Genomic DNA, 17762 nt, shown 5'->3' with positions numbered 1-17762 from the left:
TTTTAATCAAAATGGCAAATTGGAGTCATCTGATTAAAACTCGTTTACTAAGGGAAGTTGTATGTGTTCTATCTTTGGCATCTTGGACATCAAAAGTGATGCAGCGGCGCTACGCCCAGTAGCATTGGAAATGTCGAAAAAACTCCGTCACCGAGGCCCTGACTGGTCCGGTATCTATGCATCTGACAAAGCTATTCTGGCACACGAGCGTTTAGCTATTGTTGGTCTAAATAGTGGAGCACAACCTCTGTACAGCCCAGATAAGAAGCTTATCCTCGCAGTAAACGGTGAGATTTATAACCACAAAGAAATTCGTGCTCGTTACGAAGGTAAGTATGAGTTCCAAACCGATTCAGACTGCGAAGTTATCTTGGCACTATACCAAGACAAAGGCGTAGATCTTCTTGAAGAGCTCAACGGTATCTTTGCTTTCGTTCTTTACGATGAAGAGAAAGACGAGTACTTAGTAGGCCGTGACCACATCGGTATTATCCCGCTATACCAAGGTCAAGATGAGCACGGCAACTACTATGTGGCTTCTGAAATGAAAGCATTGGTTCCTGTATGTAAAAACCTAAGCGAGTTCCCTCCAGGTAGCTACTACAGCTCTCAAGACAAAGAGCCAACGCGTTACTACGTACGTGACTGGAACGAGTACGCAGCGGTAAGTGGTAACACTACGAGCAAAGAAGAGCTGACAACTGCACTAGAAGCTGCTGTTAAGCGTCAATTGATGACAGACGTACCATATGGTGTACTACTGTCTGGAGGTTTGGACTCTTCTATCACTTCAGCTGTAGCGAAACGTTATGCTGCTATGCGTATCGAAGATGATGAAAAATCTGAAGCTTGGTGGCCACAACTTCACTCATTCGCAGTTGGTCTTGAAGGTGCACCGGATCTTAAAGCAGCACGTGAAGTGGCTGAGAAAATCGGTACAGTTCACCACGAGATGACTTACACCATTCAAGAAGGCCTTGATGCTATTCGTGATGTGATTTACCACATTGAAACCTACGATGTCACAACCATCCGTGCTTCTACCCCTATGTACCTCATGGGACGTAAGATAAAAGCAATGGGTATTAAAATGGTTCTTTCTGGTGAAGGTGCAGATGAAATCTTTGGCGGTTATTTATATTTCCACAAAGCACCAAACGCTCAAGAATTCCACGAAGAAACAGTTCGTAAGCTGCTTGCACTAAACATGTTTGACTGTGCACGCGCAAACAAATCGCTTGCTGCATGGGGCGTAGAAGGTCGAGTTCCATTCCTAGACAAAGAATTTATCGATGTTGCGATGCGCCTGAACCCTGCCGATAAAATGTGTGGTAACGGCAAGATGGAAAAACACATCCTACGAGAGTGTTTTGAAGACTATCTTCCAGAATCCATCGCATGGCGTCAGAAAGAGCAATTTTCTGATGGCGTAGGCTACAGCTGGATCGACACGCTAAAAGCAACAGCCGAAGCGAAAGTGACCGATCAACAAATGGAAACCGCGCAATACCGTTTCCCATACAACACACCAACAACCAAAGAAGGTTATGTGTATCGTGAAATCTTTGAAGAGTTGTTCCCACTAGAATCAGCTGCTCAATGTGTTCCTGGTGGCCCTTCAGTGGCTTGTTCTTCAGCAAAAGCCGTTGAATGGGATGAATCATTCAAAAACTGTATCGATCCATCTGGTCGTGCTGTAAAAGCTGTACACAATGAAGCTTACTAAGCATTAAGAACGACAAAAGGCGCCTAAGGCGCCTTTTTCTTGTATGCATGTCATTAAACACTCTACTTAAGATCTAAATCTTTATTATCAATACTCATCACTAATGGTTGGTTGATGAGTTTAATTAACATTAATGAACGGGTTTCCCCATCCGATTCTTGATAGATAGCTTCTATGCCGGAAAATTGCCCACCAGTCACTTTCATCACTTGCCCTTGTGTTGGTAGTTTAGATGCAGCTAAACTTTGCTCACTCATATCCATCTGTTTAAGTTCATAAATCAGAACACCTTGCAACTCTTTAGGTTGACTGCCAAAGCGGACAAAATCCGCCACTCCACGTGTGGAGCGAACAGTGGTAAATGTGGGGCCGATTTCAAAATCAAAACGGACGAACATATAACAAGGGAAAAGCGGCTCTTTCACCGACTGACGCTTTCCACGTAGAATTTTCTCTACTGTGACTTCTGGGTAATAGCACTCAACGCCTTGATTTTCTAAATGAGCTTTCGCTCTAAGCTGCTCACCTCGCTTACAATAAAGTAGATACCAACGCTTCATATTCTTAACCAATAATTTTTTGGCAATGCTATCACTATGGGTATATATAGTCATGATTAAAGATAGTAACAGCCATCCATCTTCGCTCATCTGACGAAATAAACACCATTCTATCAACTAACAATACTTTTTTTTAAAAATTAGTTTTCACAAATAATAAATTTTTCAAATATCCTGAATCAACAACGCCATCCAGAGTAAAAACCCATCAAACACACAAATTTACAATATTAAATCATTTGAAATATCTTTATGACCAATGTATATCTATCGGCCACTAAAAATATAATGATGGCATTAGTTTCTAATTATGCAAAAACAACAACAAATTTTTGGTCACCCACGTGGCTTATTCCTTTTATTTAGCACCGAGCTTTGGGAACGTTTCTCTTACTATGCAATGAGAGCAATTTTAGTTCTTTACTTAACTGATGCCACTCTCAACGGTGGTCTAGGTTGGTCGACAAAAGATGCTCTTGATTTGTATGGTATCTATACTGGCTTGGTGTATATCACTCCACTTATTGGTGGCTACCTAGCGGATAATTACCTTGGTCAACGCCGTTCAATTTTGATCGGCGGCGCATTGATGGCTATTGGTCAGTTCACCTTAGCAATGCCAGCAGAGGCCATTGGTATTTCGCCAATGCACTCTTTCTACCTTGGTCTTGCATTACTTATCGCGGGTAACGGCTTGTTCAAACCAAACATTTCAACAATGGTCGGTGACTTATACCAAGAAGGCGATAATCGCCGCGATGGTGCCTTTACTATCTTCTACATGGGTATCAACATTGGCGCTCTACTTGCAGGTATTGTTGCTGGATCAGTAACGAATTCTTTCGGCTGGAAAGCAGGTTTTGTCGCAGCAGGTATCGGCATGCTTATTAGCTTAGTCATGCAGCTTACTCTTGCACAATCTTGGCTTGGTGATATCGGTAGAGTTCCTGCAGCACAACGTGCAATGGAAAATAACCAATCTCAAACTAAGCAACCGCTTACAAAAGAAGAATTTGACCGTATTAAAGTTATCTTAATCATGAGTCTGTTTACTATTGTGTTCTGGGCTGGCTTTGAACAAGCAGGTGGTTTGATGAACATCTACACTCAGCAATACACCGATCGTATGATTGGTAGCTTTGAAATACCTGCGGCTTGGTTCCAGTCACTTAACCCATTTTTTATTATTACTCTAGCGCCCGTACTGGCTGTTTTCTGGGTAAAACTGGGCAAACGTGAACCTAACTCTCCCGTTAAATTTGCTCTTGCGATGTTCTTCTTAGCGCTTGGCTTCCTATGTATGGTTGGTGCGGTACTGCAACAAGGTGGAGACACCACAGTTAAAACATCGATGCTTTGGTTAGTGGGTGCATTCTTCTTCCATACCTTGGGCGAACTGTGTTTATCTCCAATCGGTTTATCACTAGTAACTAAGCTGGCTCCACTACGTCTTGCATCATTAATGATGGGTGCATGGTTTGGTTGTAACGCGATTGCAAACTACGTTGCTGGCTACGTTGGCTCTCATGTAGGTGAGTTAGGCGCAATGGCCATCTTCAGTGGTATTGCGGTTACTGCGACTGTTTCTGGTGCCATTCTGCTGCTGTTTGCCAACAAACTAGTATTTTGGATGCACGGAGCAGAAGGCTACGTCGACATCGTTTCTGAAGAGAAGCAAACTGAAGTACAACCCGCTTAATGCTGCTTGGATAGTAAAAAGGACCACTTAATGTGGTCCTTTTTGTTTCAGAGAACACCTCTACTTAGCTCGTTACAAGTGCTTTCATCATCTCAATATGGGCATCATCGGCATTCAGACATGGAATGTAGTTAAACGTCTCACCACCAGCTTCCAAAAACAGCGCTTTGTTTTCCCCTGCTATTTCCTCAAGAGTTTCCAAACAATCGACAGAAAATGCCGGACAGATGATATCAAGCTTCTTAATACCCTTTTCAGGTAGAGATTCCATCGTTTTGTCGGTGTATGGTTGTAACCACTCTTCCTTACCAAATTGAGACTGGTAGGTCATCAGAACCTTTTCTTCAGCTAAGCCCAGCTCTTGAGCAAGAAGCCGAGTCGTTTCTTCACAGTGCAGCGGGTAAATATCACCATTATCGGCGTATCGCTTAGGAATACCGTGGTAGGAACAAACCAGTAAGTCTCCTTGTCCATTTTGTTCCCATGATGCGCGAACGCTGCTAGCAAGCGCCTGTATGTATAGAGGATGACTGTAGTAGTCACGCACAAACGTAAGCTGAGGCATAGTTGATATGCCTTTTATGACTTTCGCCAATCCATCAAAAACAGCGGCTGTCGTCGACGATGAATACTGGGGATATAGAGGAAGAACAATAACCTCTTCAACGCCTTGTTGCAGGAGTTTTTCCAGACCACTGCTTAAATTGGGTTGACCATAAGTCATTCCAAGCTCAACAGGAATATTCAACAATGATTGGAGCTTGTCGCGTTGTTGCTGTGAGTACACCATCAAGGGAGAGCCCCCTTCCAGCCAAACAGACTGATACAGCTTTGCTACTTTAGGAGAGCGTATCGGAAGAATGATTCCGTGTAGAAGCGGACACCACAACCAACGACTCATATCAACAACGCGTTTGTCATGAAGAAATTCAGCCAAAAAGCGCTTAACTTCCTTGGCAGTGGGAGCTTGAGGTGTACCTAAGTTGGCTAACAAGACACCTTGTTTTTTTATAGTTTTCATAGCGTCCTTTTGTCTACTAATCGGGCTTAAGACATACATAAAATAGGAACATACCCTAACTAACTGGAGCTGAGTTTATGCAAATAAAGTTAGCTATCAAGACTGTAGTTGTTTTAAGTCGTTCGGGTATAAAAAAAGCGACCTTACGGTCGCTTAACTATAACAAAATTATTAAAAATTTTGATAATAGGTATTATCTATTAAGCTAATGCTCTTTCGATATCAGCACTTACTTCAGCAACTTGCTTAGTACCGTCAAATTTCAGGTACTTAGTGTTACCCGCTGCAGCTTCTTTACCGTAGTACTCGATAAGTGGTGCAGTTTGATTGTGGTATACGTTTAGACGAGCACGTACCGTTTCTTCTTTATCGTCATCACGAACGACAAGATCTTCACCAGTTAGGTCATCTTTCCCTTCAACTTTAGGCGGGTTGTACACAACGTGGTAAGTACGGCCAGAAGCAAGGTGAGCACGGCGACCAGCCATACGCTCAACGATTACATCGTCAGCTACATCAAATTCAATCACGTAGTCAACATCGATACCCATTTCTTTTAGGCCATCTGCCTGAGGGATAGTGCGTGGAAAACCGTCCAACAAAAAGCCTTTCTCGCAATCATCTTGCGCAATACGCTCTTTGATTAGACCAAGAATGATTTCATCAGAAACTAGCTGACCAGCATCGATAACAGATTTAGCTTGTTTACCAAGTTCTGTACCTGCTTTGATAGCGGCACGTAGCATGTCACCAGTAGAGATTTGTGGAATACCGAACTTCTCCATGATGAATTGAGCTTGTGTACCTTTACCAGCACCTGGAGCACCTAGAAGAATGATGCGCATGTTTAATCCTCTTTAGAAAATAATATTTATACCGAAGCTCACTATATCCTTTAGAAGCAAAGTCCTTTAGAGGAACATCCTTGATAGGGGAACGGTAAGTTTCGGTATAACAGTTGATACAGCTAGCGAATGCAAGCTGGCGTGCAAAATACACGCGTTGATAACCTTATTCAAGCTTCGCATTCTATCACATAAATTTGTCTCTCAGGCGAATCTAAGACTAAAGAATGCAACTTGGCATCCAACTCTCAAGCCTATTTAACACAAATCGACACAAATAAACGACGTTAGCTCACTTTTTAATAAAAAAGCCCGCATTTCGCGAGCTTTTCATTCATTAAAACTATTAAACCTTAGTCAGAAGTTTATTCATAGCCGTCAAGAACTGAGAAGGATCAGCCATAGAGCCGCGCTCCGCCAACATTGCTTGACCCAGTAACACTTCAACCCAGCGTCCAAATGCTTCTTCATCTGGTTCGTCAGACATCATCTTAACCAAAGCGTGGTCAGGGTTGATCTCGAAGATGTACTTAACTTCAGGTACAGCCTGACCGGCCGCTTCCAAAAGCTTCGCCATTTGCGTACCCATTTCGAAGTCATCAGTCACAACAACCGCAGGCGTCGTCGCTAGCTTAAAGGTTGTGCGAACGTCTTTTACTCGGTCCCCCAAGTAAGCTTTGATACGCTCTACTACTGACTGAAACTCTTGCTCCGTCTCTTTGTGCTTTTCTTTCTCTGCTTCGTCTTCGAACTTACTTAAATCAAGACCCGCTTTAGTAATCGATTGGAACTGCTTACCATCAAACTCAGTCAAGTAGTTCATCAACCACTCATCAATGCGGTCATACATTAAAATAACTTCAATTCCTTTAGCTTTGAACTGCTCTAAGTGAGGACTGTTCTTAGCGGCTGCATAACTGTCAGCGGTTAAGTAGTAGATCTTGTCTTGGCCTTCTTTCATGCGTTCAACATAAGAAGAAAGACCTATAGATTGCTCTGAAGAATCAACTTCTGTTGAAGAAAAACGTAGCAGACCAGCAATTTTCTCTTTGTTTGCCATGTCTTCCGCTGGGCCTTCTTTCATCACAAGACCAAACTGCTTCCAAAATGACTGGTACTTTTCAGCATCATTACTTGCCATACGTTCAAGCATAGTAAGCACGCGCTTTGTACATGCATTACGCAGAGATTGAGTCACTTTGTTATCTTGGAGAATTTCGCGTGACACGTTCAGTGGCAAATCGTTTGAATCGATCAAACCACGCACGAAACGCAGATAAGAAGGCATGAACTGCTCTGCATCATCCATGATAAACACGCGTTGCACATACAGTTTCAAACCAGACTTATGGTCGCGATTCATCATATCCCAAGGCGCTTTCGAAGGAATGTATAGCAGACTGGTGTAGTCATTCTTACCTTCAACCTTGTTGTGGCTCCAAACTAGTGGTTCAGCGAAATCATGTGATACATGTTTGTAGAACTCTTGGTACTCTTCCTCTGTGATATCAGATTTACTACGAGTCCAAAGTGCTTGAGCTTTGTTGATTTGTTCCCAATTCTTATTGCCCGTCTCTTTGCCTTCGTCGTCGCGCTCTTCAGTCTGAATAAAGACGGGAATACCGATGTGATCTGAGTATTTTGAAATCACGTCACGCAGGCGCCATTCAGAGAGGAATTCCTCACCTTCTTCGCGAAGATGAAGAATAATGTCAGTACCACGGCTTGCCTTTTCAATTGACTCAACCGTGTACTCGCCTTCACCTTTAGAATGCCATTGAACTGCTTCACTGCTGGCAACTCCCGCAGCGCGAGTACGCACAGTCACAGCATCCGCAACAATAAATGCAGAGTAAAAACCAACACCGAATTGCCCGATCAACTGAGAATCTTTGGTTTGCTCTTCAGAAAGCTTAGAGAAAAACTCAGCAGTACCCGATTTCGCGATAGTACCTAAATGTTCAATCACATTTTCGCGAGTCATACCGATACCGTTATCCGAGATCGTTATCGTTTTTGTCTCTTTGTCGAATGACAGTTTAACTCCAAGGTCCGCATCACCTTGGTAAAGTTCTGGATTTGATAATGCTTGAAAACGCAGTTTATCTGCAGCGTCCGAAGCATTAGAAATCAACTCACGCAGGAAGATCTCTTTGTTTGAATACAAAGAGTGAATCATAAGATGAAGCAGTTGCTTCACTTCCGATTGAAAGCCACGAGTTTCTTTGTTTGCTGTCGTTGTTTCGCTCATTTTAGCTCCATAACATCACATTAGAGATTTCTGGCCGAATTGCACAAAAATTAGCCAGACCAGAAAGATAACCAATTTGCTAAATAAGTAAGGGCTATGAATGTAAATTCAAGGTCAGTAACGTCAAAAAACACTGTTTTTTTTATTTATATTGATTATGCTTGGCACAGTTTTATATCAAGGAAGATAAATATTCATTGCTGTCTTAACTCCTTCTTAACTCCTTAGCATGGAAACTATTCCCAGTTAGACGCGATTTAAGACTCTAAAAATAAATGAAGAAAATATCGATGACGGGCATAGGCAATAAATTCCTTCTCGGAGACAGATTTACTTTCGATTCAATTAGCAACACTCTGATTGATAATATTTTTGACGATGAACTTGTTCGTTTAGGCAGCAATGAAAGTCGAATACTCCTTCTATTCTGCCAACGTCCAAATGAAGTCGTTTCTCGTAACGAATTGTATGATTTTGTTTGGAGAGAACAGGGCTTTGAAGTAGATGATTCGAGCTTAACTCAAGCTATCTCTACCTTGCGTAAACAGCTTAAAGATTCCACCAAGTCGCCACAGTTTGTGAAAACTGTGCCTAAACGTGGCTATCAATTAATCTCAACAGTCACAGATATTTCTGAGCTCGACGTGAGTGATGATAACGATCTTGGAACTGTTGAGTGGGATGAACAAGAAACCCGTAGCGATGTTTCAGATCAAGCTGCTCAGCTTGAGGTTATAACGCACATGGAGACAAACAGCAGAGTGTCTCATGATGACGAAGTAACTACAGATTCACAGCCACCTAGTAATACGAAGCGTCCTATCGACTTAGTCACTAAGCTGTTGTTTTTATTCTCAGTGCTGCTACCAATATTTGCAGTGATGTTTACTAGTCCTACTCAGTCTGAATTCAGAAGGCTCGCGAGCTATCATGGTGTGGTGGTAGATACCCCAAAAAACCACCCAGATCTAACGGAATGGCTACCTTCTATTGAGTTATGCATCAATCAATACATAACTCAATATCAAGGCGAATTTGCTCTCGAGAAAGTAATTGCAACGGGTGGGCATAACGATGTGTTGATCTTGAATTACATTCATAAACCTGAGTATTCATCAGCCAATATCACATTAAAAATTGTGGCTAATCAGGATGAAATAAACAAAGTGTGCCAGCGAGGTGAATCATCATGAACAGAAAAATTGCAGTAGTGATGAGCATTGTTTCAGTCGCATTCAGCTGTTGGCTCTATTGGGGAAGCGATTTTAAAATCGAGCAGGAAATATCTTCGCGAGAATGGCAATCAAAAACAGTAACCGTCATTGAAAACACCACAACGCATCAAGCCATTGGTTCATTACGTCGAGTCGATATTTCTTCAAATGTGAAGTATTTGCCTAACGGTACCTATGTGCGTGTATCTAATGTAGTTTTGTATGCAAACAATGATGATCAACAGAACATCATGAATATCTCAGAAACCGGCAAATGGGATGTCAGCGATAACTACTTACTGGTTTCGCCAACTAAGTTTAGGAATGTTTCACAAAGCCAGAGTCAAGAGTTCACTCAAGAAGAGCTTGAATTGGTGACTCAGTTTTTCAAAATGGAAGCCCAGCAAAGTCGACGTGTTGATATCGTCAATAAAAAAACTTTGCTGCTAACAAGCTTGAACCACGGTTCGACCGTACTGTTTAGCAACTAAGGAACATATGGACAAAGCCAAAATAGACATCTTTTACTGTCGACAATGTAACTGGATGCTAAGAGCCTCTTGGATGAGTCAAGAGCTATTACACACCTTCAGTGAAGAAATTGAAACAGTATCGCTCCATCCCGATACTGGCGGAAGATATGAGATTTTCTGTAACGGTGTACAGATTTGGGAACGCAAGAAAGATGGCGGCTTCCCAGAAGCAAAAGAGTTAAAACAGCGAGTTAGAGATCTGATTGATCCTGAACGTGACTTAGGCCACTCAGACAGAAAATAAAAGAAGAGCTCAAATGAGCTCTTCTTTTATTTCAACGCAGCGTCTTTTTAAAAGGCTGTTTTAGCAATCACTTCACAGCCATCAAGAGACTTAACCACAAGCTGGTTGTCTTCTAGTAAGCCATAACTGGGTGCAAAGCCATTTCTTGGGAATGTCACTGATCCCGGATTGAAGAAAAAGCCTTTATCCCACTCTTGAGCAGATGGAATATGGGTATGTCCGTGAACCAGAATGTCACGTTGCCCGATAGCAGGACTGTTGTCTTGGTTGTACAGATGACCATGAGTCAGGAACATTCTTTGTCCAGATTCAAGCATCACCCATGCGTAGTCAGACATCATCGGAAATGACAACAACATCTGGTCGACTTCACTATCACAGTTACCTCGTACCGCCACTATTTTATCTGCATAGTGATTAAGCCGTTCTGCTACAACTGCTGGGCTGTACCCTTCAGGGATCGGGTTACGAGGCCCATGATTTAAAAGGTCTCCTAGCAAGACGAGCGTTGACGCCTCTGATTGATCAAACAAAGACAAGACCTTTTCAGTTGCAGGAAGCGAGCCGTGCAAATCGGAAGCAAAAAACAGTTTCATCATAGACCTCATAGCAAAAACCACATGAGTTTAATGGTTTAACAACTACTCGTCATCTCTTACCATGCCATTCACCACAATATTGTTATAACTCACCATACCAATAATTCTCCCGCCATCTATGACTGGTGCTCGGCTTATACCAAAGCGTTCAAACAGACGAGCGCAATATTTCACATTCATGTCTGGAGAAACAGACAGCGCTGGCTTGGTCATAATTTCATAAATATTGGTTCGCTTAGGCGAGCGATTCTTAGCAAGAACTTTTTTGGCGATGTCATTCATCAACACAATTCCATACTCATCATCTTCATGGCGTTTATCGACGATTAAAGCTTTCACCTGATGCTTTTTCGCAAGGCATATACCTTCAAAAACTGTGGTCAATCCATCAACCATTACATAGGTGCCTGCCATGACGTCTCTGACGCGAACTTTATCTTCCCGCTTCATAGATTTTCCTCCACCACTTTCGTTAAACGCTCAACCTGATGCGCCACACCTACGGCATCTTCAATATCAATCTGAATGGCGATACCCTGCCCTGAAGTCGCATCAAATTCGCCCACTTCGTTGATTGTTTCGAGGATATGCCGAGCTAAATGCTCTTCAACCACTAACAAGATGACGTCTTTTTGTACTTCTAAGGTCAAACCAAAAAACGTTCGCTTCTTATTTAAACCTTCACCTCGCGCATTATTAATAACCGTAGCGCCAGTTGCTCCCGCTTCTCTTGCGGCATCAAGCACTAAGTCCGTTTTTGCATCTTCGACAAACGCCAGAATTAACTTAAACCGCATTGTCTTTCTCCTTTCTAGTTGCATCTGTGCACTCAGATTTTCGATTAAGCCACTGAGTAATTTGTGCATATCCCATTACCGAAATAATAGGAAATAAGCTGGCAAACGCGATAAGACCAAAACCATCAATCATCGGATTTCGTCCGGGAACAGTCGAAGCCAGCCCAAGTCCCAATGCTGCAACAATAGGGACGGTAACAGTGGAAGTCGTTACACCTCCAGAGTCATAAGCTAAAGGGGTTATCAGTTGTGGCGCAAAAAAGGTCTGAATTACCACCACAACGTATCCGGCAATAATGTAGTAATGAATGGGGTCCCCCACCACAATACGATAACAGCCAAGAGTAATACCTACCGCAACTCCCAGCGCCACAGCCATTCTCAAACCATTGACCGATATTGCACCGCCTGATACCTGATTTGCTTTGATAGCAACAGCTATCAACGAAGGTTCGGCAATGGTGGTGCTGAAACCAATGCTGAAAGCAAACAGATATACCCAGTAGTAATCAATCCATTGCAATTTGTCGCCAATGCTCAAACGGAATTCGGTCAGCAAATCAGGTGAGGTTAATTGCATCGCCATGGTTTTTCCTAAGGGAAATAGCGCAAACTCGAGCCCCAGCAGGAACAGCGTAAGACCAAAAATCACATAGGCGAACCCGATCAACACTCTCATTGGGTTCGCGAGTGGTTTACGTAAAACAACAAATTGAAAGCCTGCAATGATCACAGCGATCGGAAAGACATCCTGAAGAGTGGATATGAGTGTGGAATAAAAAGTGCCAAGTGAAATCATGTCATCACCATGCCGAATACCATGACAAAAATCATCGGCAATAGAGAGGCAAACGCGATAAGACCAAATCCATCAAGCATCGGATTTCTACCTTTAATAGCAGAAGCAAGGCCAATACCCAGAGCTGTGACTAAGGGGACTGTAATGGTTGAAGTGGTGACACCGCCGGAATCGTAGGCAATACCGATGATGCTTGGTGGAGCAAAAGCTGTCATCACCACAACTCCAATGTAACCTATCGCTATCATGTAATGAATCGGCCAGCCTTTAACGATGCGGATTACTCCTATCACAATGGCAATACCCACAGATAAAGCAACGGTTAGCCTAAGTCCGTTGGCGTAGTTTTCCATTTCTTGCTCAGAATGCGTAATCATCCCTCCTTCAGCAGCCACTTTGGCGGCTTCTGTTGCAATGGAGGTGAGTGCAGGCTCAGCAATCGTGGTTCCGAAACCAAGGCAGAATGCAAACGCTAACAGCCAGAATGCGCTCCCTTTGCGAGCAAACGCTTGAGCCATCGATTCCCCTATCGGAAACAGCCCCATTTCTAAACCAAATATAAAAAAAGTAAGCCCCAAAACGACAAGAACCATTCCAAATAAAACGCTTAAGAAATTAGGGAGGACATCTTGTAAAACAAACAATTGAAAAAAGGCTATAACAATCACGATTGGCATCAAGTCTCGCATGCTCGCTAACATCGCTTTAAACAGTGCTGTCAATCCTGACATACTTCCCCCATAACAATTGTTATGAATCATCATGGCAAAAGAACCCCAAAGTTGGTGTGACCTAGGTACAGGGCTGAGCAAAAAAAATATCACATGTAAAAACAGTGTATTGGAAGTTCCCACTGAATCTCGTACTCTGATAACAACAGCAGTGCTGAGAATGAGCTTGTAGATACTGCCTATACTTAGGTAGCAAAGGAGAGGCTATGAATATACTGATTACCGGCGGAACCGGTTTTATTGGGCGTGAGTTGTTAAAGCTGCTGATGACCGAACAAGTAACCGTATTAACGCGCAATACAGAAAATGCCAGGCATCAATTAAGCCATATTCAGAGTAACAATCTTAACTTCATTAACTCTTTATCTGATTTACAAGACCTCAATCACTTCGATGCCGTGATCAACTTGGCGGGTGAACCAATTGCAAATAAGCGCTGGAGCCGAAAACAAAAATTGCGTATATGTCGCAGCCGCTGGGACATTACAGAGCAGTTGGTGTCGTTGATTCATGCCAGCACTAAACCACCAGCAGTCTTGATCAGCGGCTCTGCTGTCGGTTATTACGGAGACCAACAATCTCATCCTTTTGACGAAAGTCTGCATGTTCATCATCAAAGTTTTTCCCATCAAGTGTGTGACTCATGGGAACAAATCGCTTTGAGAGCTCAATCAGACAGAACAAGAGTGTGCTTACTTAGAACTGGAGTCGTGCTTTCTCCCGCAGGAGGTGCACTACAGAAAATGCTTCCTCCATATAAGTTCGGATTAGGTGGTCCTATTGGCTCTGGACAGCAATATATCCCTTGGATACATATGACAGACATGGTGCAGGCCATTATGTTCTTGTTGAGAACGGAACATGCTCAAGGCGCATTTAACCTAAGTGCACCCCACCCTGCAACCAATGCACTTTTTAGTCAATGCTTAGCTTCTGCAATAAAACGTCCGCACTTTTTATTCACACCTAAATGGGCAATAAAATTACTCATGGGTGAAGCTTCGGAATTGTTACTCGATAGCATGCGAGCCAAGCCCAAGAAACTGACTGAGTTAGGCTTCCAGTTTCAGTTTTCCCATATCGAGCCTGCATTAAAAAACCTACTTCAATTTGCCAATTAGTTTTATTTAGGAATACTCATGACGCATTCAATATTAATCACAGGTTGCTCTTCGGGCATAGGTTATATGGCAGCTCACGCCTTACACAAACGAGGATACCAAGTAATTGCGTCTTGTAGAAAACAAAAAGATGTACAAAGACTCAACAATGAAGGATTAACCTGCATCCAACTCGATCTGTCCGATGAAGCGAGTATTCAACGAGCGGTAGAACAAGCACTTGAGCTTTCAAACCACCAGCTTTCCGCTTTATTTAACAACGGCGCCTATGGTCAACCAGGTGCATTAGAAGATTTACCGACGCAAGCATTACGCCAACAGTTAGAAACTAACCTGTTTGGTTGGCATACACTAACCACATCGCTACTGCCTCACTTTCGTCAACTGGGACGTGGGCGCATTGTGCAAAACAGCTCGATCTTAGGTTTTGCGGCAATGAAATACAGAGGTGCTTACAATACATCGAAGTTTGCTTTAGAAGGCTGGACAGATACTCTCCGTCTTGAGTTAAGACATACCAACATAAAAATTAGCATTATTGAACCGGGACCAATAGAAACTGAATTTAGAGCGAATGCATTACAAGCGTTTAAACAATGGATAAACGTAGAAGAGAGTGTTCATCACTCTGAATATGAAGCTCAGTTGGCTCGTTTAGCAAAAGATACTTCCAATAATCGTTTCGTACTTCCTCCAGAGGCCTGTTTAGAACCTTTGATCCATGCTTTAGAATCTACAACGCCGAAATTACGTTATAGAGTAACAACGCCGACTAAAATTGCAGCGATTTTAAAACGAGTGCTACCCGGTGCTATGTTGGACAAATTGCTCTACAAAGCGGCGTGAAATTAATCAATTTTTTTGTTAAAAATAGAATTGTCATTTATTCGCAACATTTACCATTGATACTGCGCAGATATTAAGCAAATTATTTGTATTGAGTAAGGTGTGTTGAGTTCATCTATGACATTAAACCAGTGTAATTGGCTTGGTATTTGTATTGCACTCATTATAATTGTGACGCTCTAATACCCTGCTATATAAACAAAAAAGCCACCCATTGGTGGCTTTTTTGTTTAGCTATTCTTGCCTTCAACCAGCACTTAGTGGCTTGAAATTCTTCATAGCGCCCCAATGTAAAGTACATACTACAGTGCTCAAAATTCAGGAGCGAAAAGGAATGTCCATGCAGTCACCATTTATCGTTGACGTTAATCAACAAAACTTTCGTCAGGTGCTCGAAAGTTCAGCATCTACTCCAATTCTATTTTACTTTTGGGCGCCGATAAGCCAAGAAAGCGCGCAGATGATTCCAGCGTTGCAGCAACTCACTCAGCAATACAATGGTGTATTTACACTAGCAATGCTGAACTGTCAGGATGAACAAGAGATTGCTGCCCAATTTGGTGTTCAGTCTTTACCGACTATCGCTCTATTTATCAATGGTCAGCCTGTTGATGGAATCGGTGGACCTCAGCCAATTGAAGCGGTGAAAGAAATGCTTAACCGCCATTTACCTAGCCAAGACGAAATGACGCTGAATCAAGCATTAGAGTTAGTGCAAGCACAGCAACACCAGCAAGCACTGCCTTTACTTCTTTCACTGCCGGAAGAACTAAAAAATAAAGGCGATGTAAAACTTGCTCTTGCTGATTGTTTTATTGAATCAGGTCAGATTGAGGCAGCAAAAGCCGAACTGGAGTTCATTCCATTGGAATATCAAGACGGCTACTACAAGAGCTTAATGGCGAAATTAGAACTGCACGATCAAGCGTCTAACAGCCCAGAAATTCAAGCATTAGAAGCAGCATTATCAGAAAACCCGCATGATGCAAAAATCGCAGTTGAACTGGCAACTCAGTATCATCAAGTTAAACGAGACGAAGAGGCTCTAGAACTATTGTGGCGATTCCTAAAATCGGACCTAAACACATTAGATGGTGAGATAAAAAAAACCTTTATGGACATACTCAGTGCCATAGGCCAAGGCAACAGCATCGCAAGCAAGTATCGCCGCCAGTTATACTCACTTCTTTACTAATCAGTGCTATAGATAGGCAGGTTAATAATACCTGCCTTTTTTCTGAACTTTACTACAAAACCCAAGCCTAAAGATTGTTCAAACTTGTTCTATACCACACACTGCATTTAGGGAGTTTCCTTCCCGTTACATAATTAACTTATTAAGGACATGTGTTATGGCTTTTGATTCACTCATTGCTATCGGTGTGTTTGTTTTTCTAGCAATTGTTTTTATTTTTTCAGCGGTTAAGACCGTACCTCAAGGCAACAACTGGACAGTAGAACGCTTTGGCCGTTACACCCATAGCCTAAAACCGGGACTCAACATCATTATTCCATTCATCGATCGAGTAGGTCGTAAAATCAATATGATGGAACGAGTGCTTGATATCCCAGCTCAGGAAGTCATTAGTAAAGACAACGCAAATGTCGTTATCGATGCGGTCTGCTTCGTGCAAGTAATCGATGCTGCTAAAGCTGCGTATGAAGTCAACGATTTGGAAAATGCGATTCGCAACCTCACATTAACTAATATGCGTACTGTGCTTGGTTCTTTGGAACTTGATGAAATGCTCAGTCAGCGAGATATGATCAACACAAAACTACTGTCGATCGTCGACCAAGCAACGAACCCTTGGGGCGTTAAAGTTACCCGTATCGAAATCAAAGACGTTCAACCACCAACAGATTTGACAGAAGCCATGAATGCGCAAATGAAGGCAGAACGGATGAAACGTGCCTCCATATTAGAAGCTGAAGGTGTTCGCCAAGCTGAAATATTAAAGGCAGAAGGTCAAAAGCAATCTGAAATTCTAAAAGCGGAAGGTGAAAAACAAGCGGCAATACTTCAAGCTGAAGCTCGTGAGCGTGCCGCAGAAGCAGAAGCGAAAGCAACTGACATGGTGTCAAAAGCCATCGCACAAGGTGATATGCAAGCCGTAAACTACTTTATTGCCCAAGGCTATACGGACGCTCTAAAATCTATTGGTCAGGCAGAGAATGGCAAAATAATTATGCTTCCTTTAGAAGCTACAGGTTTGATGGGCTCTGTTGCTGGCATTGCTGAAATGTTTAAACAAACCAACAAAAAAGAGGCTGATTCTTGATTGAATTTTTAACTCAGCTAAACCATTGGCACTGGTTAGCGTTTGGCTTATGTCTGTTAGCAGTAGAACTGATTGGAACTGCTGGATATTTCCTTTGGTTGGGAATCTCTGCGCTTATCGTAGGCGTAGTCGTGGCTTTCCTACCGATTGGTTGGCAAATGCAATGGATGTCATTCGCAAGTTTCTCATTAATCACCACTTGGTTATGGTGGAGAAGGCAACTCTCTACAGACAAACAAGATGATGCTCACAGAGAACTTAATCAGAAAGACAAGCAACTCCTTGGCAAAACGTCGGTGGTTGAACAGGATATTGAAGCTGGTCAGTTTCGCCTGATTCTGGGTGACACCACATGGACAGCGGAATGCGATGTGCCATTAAAAGCAGGAACACGAGTTAAAGTGATCCATGTGGATGGCATTGTCGTGAAAGTCGAACCAATCTAAGCCCAAAAACTCTTGTCTATAAATAGAAAATGCAAGCCTACAGCTTAC

Annotated in this window: 19 protein-coding genes; 10 read left to right on the top strand and 9 right to left on the bottom strand. The window is 42.5% G+C overall.

Annotation, left to right across the window (positions count from 1 at the left end; all coding sequences use genetic code 11):
• The first annotated feature begins 61 nt into the window (after window positions 1-61).
• Window positions 62-1726, top strand: a complete 1665-nt coding sequence (asnB, locus tag ACRQQK_RS02580; RefSeq protein WP_457509938.1) for an asparagine synthase B — start codon at window positions 62-64, stop codon at window positions 1724-1726.
• A 62-nt stretch (window positions 1727-1788) separates the two neighbouring features.
• Here the strand turns inward: asnB and rfaH are convergent, their stop codons facing one another.
• Entirely contained in the window at window positions 1789-2286 is a 498-nt protein-coding gene (rfaH, locus tag ACRQQK_RS02575; protein ID WP_457509937.1) for a transcription/translation regulatory transformer protein RfaH, read from the bottom strand.
• A gap of 310 nt (window positions 2287-2596) precedes the next feature.
• On the opposite strand from rfaH, the gene ACRQQK_RS02570 reads away from it, so the two are divergent.
• Complete coding sequence (locus ACRQQK_RS02570; RefSeq protein ID WP_457509936.1) at window positions 2597-3985, top strand: peptide MFS transporter; 1389 nt, start codon at window positions 2597-2599, stop codon at window positions 3983-3985.
• A 64-nt stretch (window positions 3986-4049) separates the two neighbouring features.
• Here the strand turns inward: ACRQQK_RS02570 and hemH are convergent, their stop codons facing one another.
• From hemH to htpG, 3 genes are all read right to left on the bottom strand, one after another.
• On the bottom strand, window positions 4050-5006 hold the full coding sequence (hemH, locus tag ACRQQK_RS02565; protein WP_457509935.1) for a ferrochelatase: 957 nt from the start codon (window positions 5004-5006) through the stop codon (window positions 4050-4052).
• 200 nt (window positions 5007-5206) lie between these two features.
• The gene (adk, locus tag ACRQQK_RS02560; RefSeq protein WP_457509934.1) at window positions 5207-5851 is read right to left on the bottom strand and encodes an adenylate kinase; all 645 of its coding nucleotides are present in this window, start codon (window positions 5849-5851) and stop codon (window positions 5207-5209) included.
• A 346-nt stretch (window positions 5852-6197) separates the two neighbouring features.
• Window positions 6198-8102, bottom strand: coding sequence for a molecular chaperone HtpG (gene htpG / locus ACRQQK_RS02555; RefSeq protein ID WP_457509933.1), 1905 nt, complete (start codon window positions 8100-8102; stop codon window positions 6198-6200).
• Between the two features lie 290 nt (window positions 8103-8392).
• On the opposite strand from htpG, the gene ACRQQK_RS02550 reads away from it, so the two are divergent.
• The 3 genes from ACRQQK_RS02550 to ACRQQK_RS02540 are packed head-to-tail and all read left to right on the top strand — an operon-like array spanning window position 8393 to window position 10093.
• The gene (locus ACRQQK_RS02550; protein WP_457509998.1) at window positions 8393-9295 is read left to right on the top strand and encodes a winged helix-turn-helix domain-containing protein; all 903 of its coding nucleotides are present in this window, start codon (window positions 8393-8395) and stop codon (window positions 9293-9295) included.
• The gene (locus ACRQQK_RS02545) at window positions 9292-9807 is read left to right on the top strand and encodes a regulatory protein ToxS (protein WP_457509932.1); all 516 of its coding nucleotides are present in this window, start codon (window positions 9292-9294) and stop codon (window positions 9805-9807) included. The genes ACRQQK_RS02550 and ACRQQK_RS02545 overlap by 4 nt, the downstream gene beginning before the upstream one ends.
• 7 nt (window positions 9808-9814) lie before the next feature.
• A complete protein-coding gene (locus tag ACRQQK_RS02540; protein WP_102940204.1) occupies window positions 9815-10093 on the top strand; it encodes a SelT/SelW/SelH family protein in 279 nt (92 codons plus the stop codon).
• A 47-nt stretch (window positions 10094-10140) separates the two neighbouring features.
• Here ACRQQK_RS02540 and yfcE read toward each other — a convergent pair whose 3' ends face one another.
• From yfcE to ACRQQK_RS02515, 5 genes are read right to left on the bottom strand one after another with little or no spacing between them, the layout of a single operon-like run.
• Window positions 10141-10689 (bottom strand): phosphodiesterase, encoded by a 549-nt coding sequence (gene yfcE, locus ACRQQK_RS02535; protein WP_457509997.1) that lies wholly within the window; start codon window positions 10687-10689, stop codon window positions 10141-10143.
• A gap of 45 nt (window positions 10690-10734) precedes the next feature.
• Window positions 10735-11142 carry a CBS domain-containing protein gene (locus ACRQQK_RS02530; protein ID WP_102940206.1) on the bottom strand — a complete coding sequence of 136 codons (408 nt, stop codon included), beginning with the start codon at window positions 11140-11142 and terminating at the stop codon, window positions 10735-10737.
• Complete coding sequence (locus tag ACRQQK_RS02525) at window positions 11139-11489, bottom strand: P-II family nitrogen regulator (protein WP_042486396.1); 351 nt, start codon at window positions 11487-11489, stop codon at window positions 11139-11141. The genes ACRQQK_RS02530 and ACRQQK_RS02525 overlap by 4 nt, the downstream gene beginning before the upstream one ends.
• The gene (locus ACRQQK_RS02520) at window positions 11479-12288 is read right to left on the bottom strand and encodes a DUF1538 domain-containing protein (RefSeq protein ID WP_457509931.1); all 810 of its coding nucleotides are present in this window, start codon (window positions 12286-12288) and stop codon (window positions 11479-11481) included. The genes ACRQQK_RS02525 and ACRQQK_RS02520 overlap by 11 nt, the downstream gene beginning before the upstream one ends.
• Window positions 12285-13019, bottom strand: coding sequence for a DUF1538 family protein (locus tag ACRQQK_RS02515; RefSeq protein WP_457509930.1), 735 nt, complete (start codon window positions 13017-13019; stop codon window positions 12285-12287). The genes ACRQQK_RS02520 and ACRQQK_RS02515 overlap by 4 nt, the downstream gene beginning before the upstream one ends.
• A gap of 206 nt (window positions 13020-13225) precedes the next feature.
• Here ACRQQK_RS02515 and ACRQQK_RS02510 point away from each other — a divergent pair, with 206 nt between their 5' ends.
• From ACRQQK_RS02510 to ACRQQK_RS02490, 5 genes are all read left to right on the top strand, one after another.
• Entirely contained in the window at window positions 13226-14140 is a 915-nt protein-coding gene (locus ACRQQK_RS02510; protein WP_457509929.1) for a TIGR01777 family oxidoreductase, read from the top strand.
• A gap of 18 nt (window positions 14141-14158) precedes the next feature.
• Window positions 14159-14986 (top strand): SDR family oxidoreductase, encoded by an 828-nt coding sequence (locus ACRQQK_RS02505; RefSeq protein WP_457509928.1) that lies wholly within the window; start codon window positions 14159-14161, stop codon window positions 14984-14986.
• Window positions 14987-15326: 340 nt separating this feature from the next.
• A complete protein-coding gene (locus tag ACRQQK_RS02500; protein WP_457509927.1) occupies window positions 15327-16181 on the top strand; it encodes a co-chaperone YbbN in 855 nt (284 codons plus the stop codon).
• 157 nt (window positions 16182-16338) lie between these two features.
• Window positions 16339-17268, top strand: a complete 930-nt coding sequence (locus ACRQQK_RS02495) for an SPFH domain-containing protein (RefSeq protein WP_457509926.1) — start codon at window positions 16339-16341, stop codon at window positions 17266-17268.
• A complete protein-coding gene (locus tag ACRQQK_RS02490; protein ID WP_457509925.1) occupies window positions 17265-17714 on the top strand; it encodes an NfeD family protein in 450 nt (149 codons plus the stop codon). Before ACRQQK_RS02495 ends, ACRQQK_RS02490 begins: the two co-directional genes overlap by 4 nt.
• Window positions 17715-17762: the final 48 nt, after the last annotated feature.

Source organism: Vibrio sp. C8 (assembly GCF_054051265.1).
The sequence above is the reverse complement of the archived record's forward strand: the minus strand, read 5'-3'. Positions and strand labels throughout refer to the sequence as shown.

Bases quoted from the DNA above. Each gene is read 5' to 3' on its own strand.
- asnB (WP_457509938.1), top strand. From the start codon at position 62: ATGTGTTCTATCTTTGGCATCTTGGACATCAAAAGTGATGCAGCGGCG.
- rfaH (WP_457509937.1), bottom strand. From the start codon at position 2,286: ATGAAGCGTTGGTATCTACTTTATTGTAAGCGAGGTGAGCAGCTTAGA.
- ACRQQK_RS02570 (WP_457509936.1), top strand. From the start codon at position 2,597: ATGCAAAAACAACAACAAATTTTTGGTCACCCACGTGGCTTATTCCTT.
- hemH (WP_457509935.1), bottom strand. From the start codon at position 5,006: ATGAAAACTATAAAAAAACAAGGTGTCTTGTTAGCCAACTTAGGTACA.
- adk (WP_457509934.1), bottom strand. From the start codon at position 5,851: ATGCGCATCATTCTTCTAGGTGCTCCAGGTGCTGGTAAAGGTACACAA.
- htpG (WP_457509933.1), bottom strand. From the start codon at position 8,102: ATGAGCGAAACAACGACAGCAAACAAAGAAACTCGTGGCTTTCAATCG.
- ACRQQK_RS02550 (WP_457509998.1), top strand. From the start codon at position 8,393: ATGACGGGCATAGGCAATAAATTCCTTCTCGGAGACAGATTTACTTTC.
- ACRQQK_RS02545 (WP_457509932.1), top strand. From the start codon at position 9,292: ATGAACAGAAAAATTGCAGTAGTGATGAGCATTGTTTCAGTCGCATTC.
- ACRQQK_RS02540 (WP_102940204.1), top strand. From the start codon at position 9,815: ATGGACAAAGCCAAAATAGACATCTTTTACTGTCGACAATGTAACTGG.
- yfcE (WP_457509997.1), bottom strand. From the start codon at position 10,689: ATGAAACTGTTTTTTGCTTCCGATTTGCACGGCTCGCTTCCTGCAACT.
- ACRQQK_RS02530 (WP_102940206.1), bottom strand. From the start codon at position 11,142: ATGAAGCGGGAAGATAAAGTTCGCGTCAGAGACGTCATGGCAGGCACC.
- ACRQQK_RS02525 (WP_042486396.1), bottom strand. From the start codon at position 11,489: ATGCGGTTTAAGTTAATTCTGGCGTTTGTCGAAGATGCAAAAACGGAC.
- ACRQQK_RS02520 (WP_457509931.1), bottom strand. From the start codon at position 12,288: ATGATTTCACTTGGCACTTTTTATTCCACACTCATATCCACTCTTCAG.
- ACRQQK_RS02515 (WP_457509930.1), bottom strand. From the start codon at position 13,019: ATGTCAGGATTGACAGCACTGTTTAAAGCGATGTTAGCGAGCATGCGA.
- ACRQQK_RS02510 (WP_457509929.1), top strand. From the start codon at position 13,226: ATGAATATACTGATTACCGGCGGAACCGGTTTTATTGGGCGTGAGTTG.
- ACRQQK_RS02505 (WP_457509928.1), top strand. From the start codon at position 14,159: ATGACGCATTCAATATTAATCACAGGTTGCTCTTCGGGCATAGGTTAT.
- ACRQQK_RS02500 (WP_457509927.1), top strand. From the start codon at position 15,327: ATGCAGTCACCATTTATCGTTGACGTTAATCAACAAAACTTTCGTCAG.
- ACRQQK_RS02495 (WP_457509926.1), top strand. From the start codon at position 16,339: ATGGCTTTTGATTCACTCATTGCTATCGGTGTGTTTGTTTTTCTAGCA.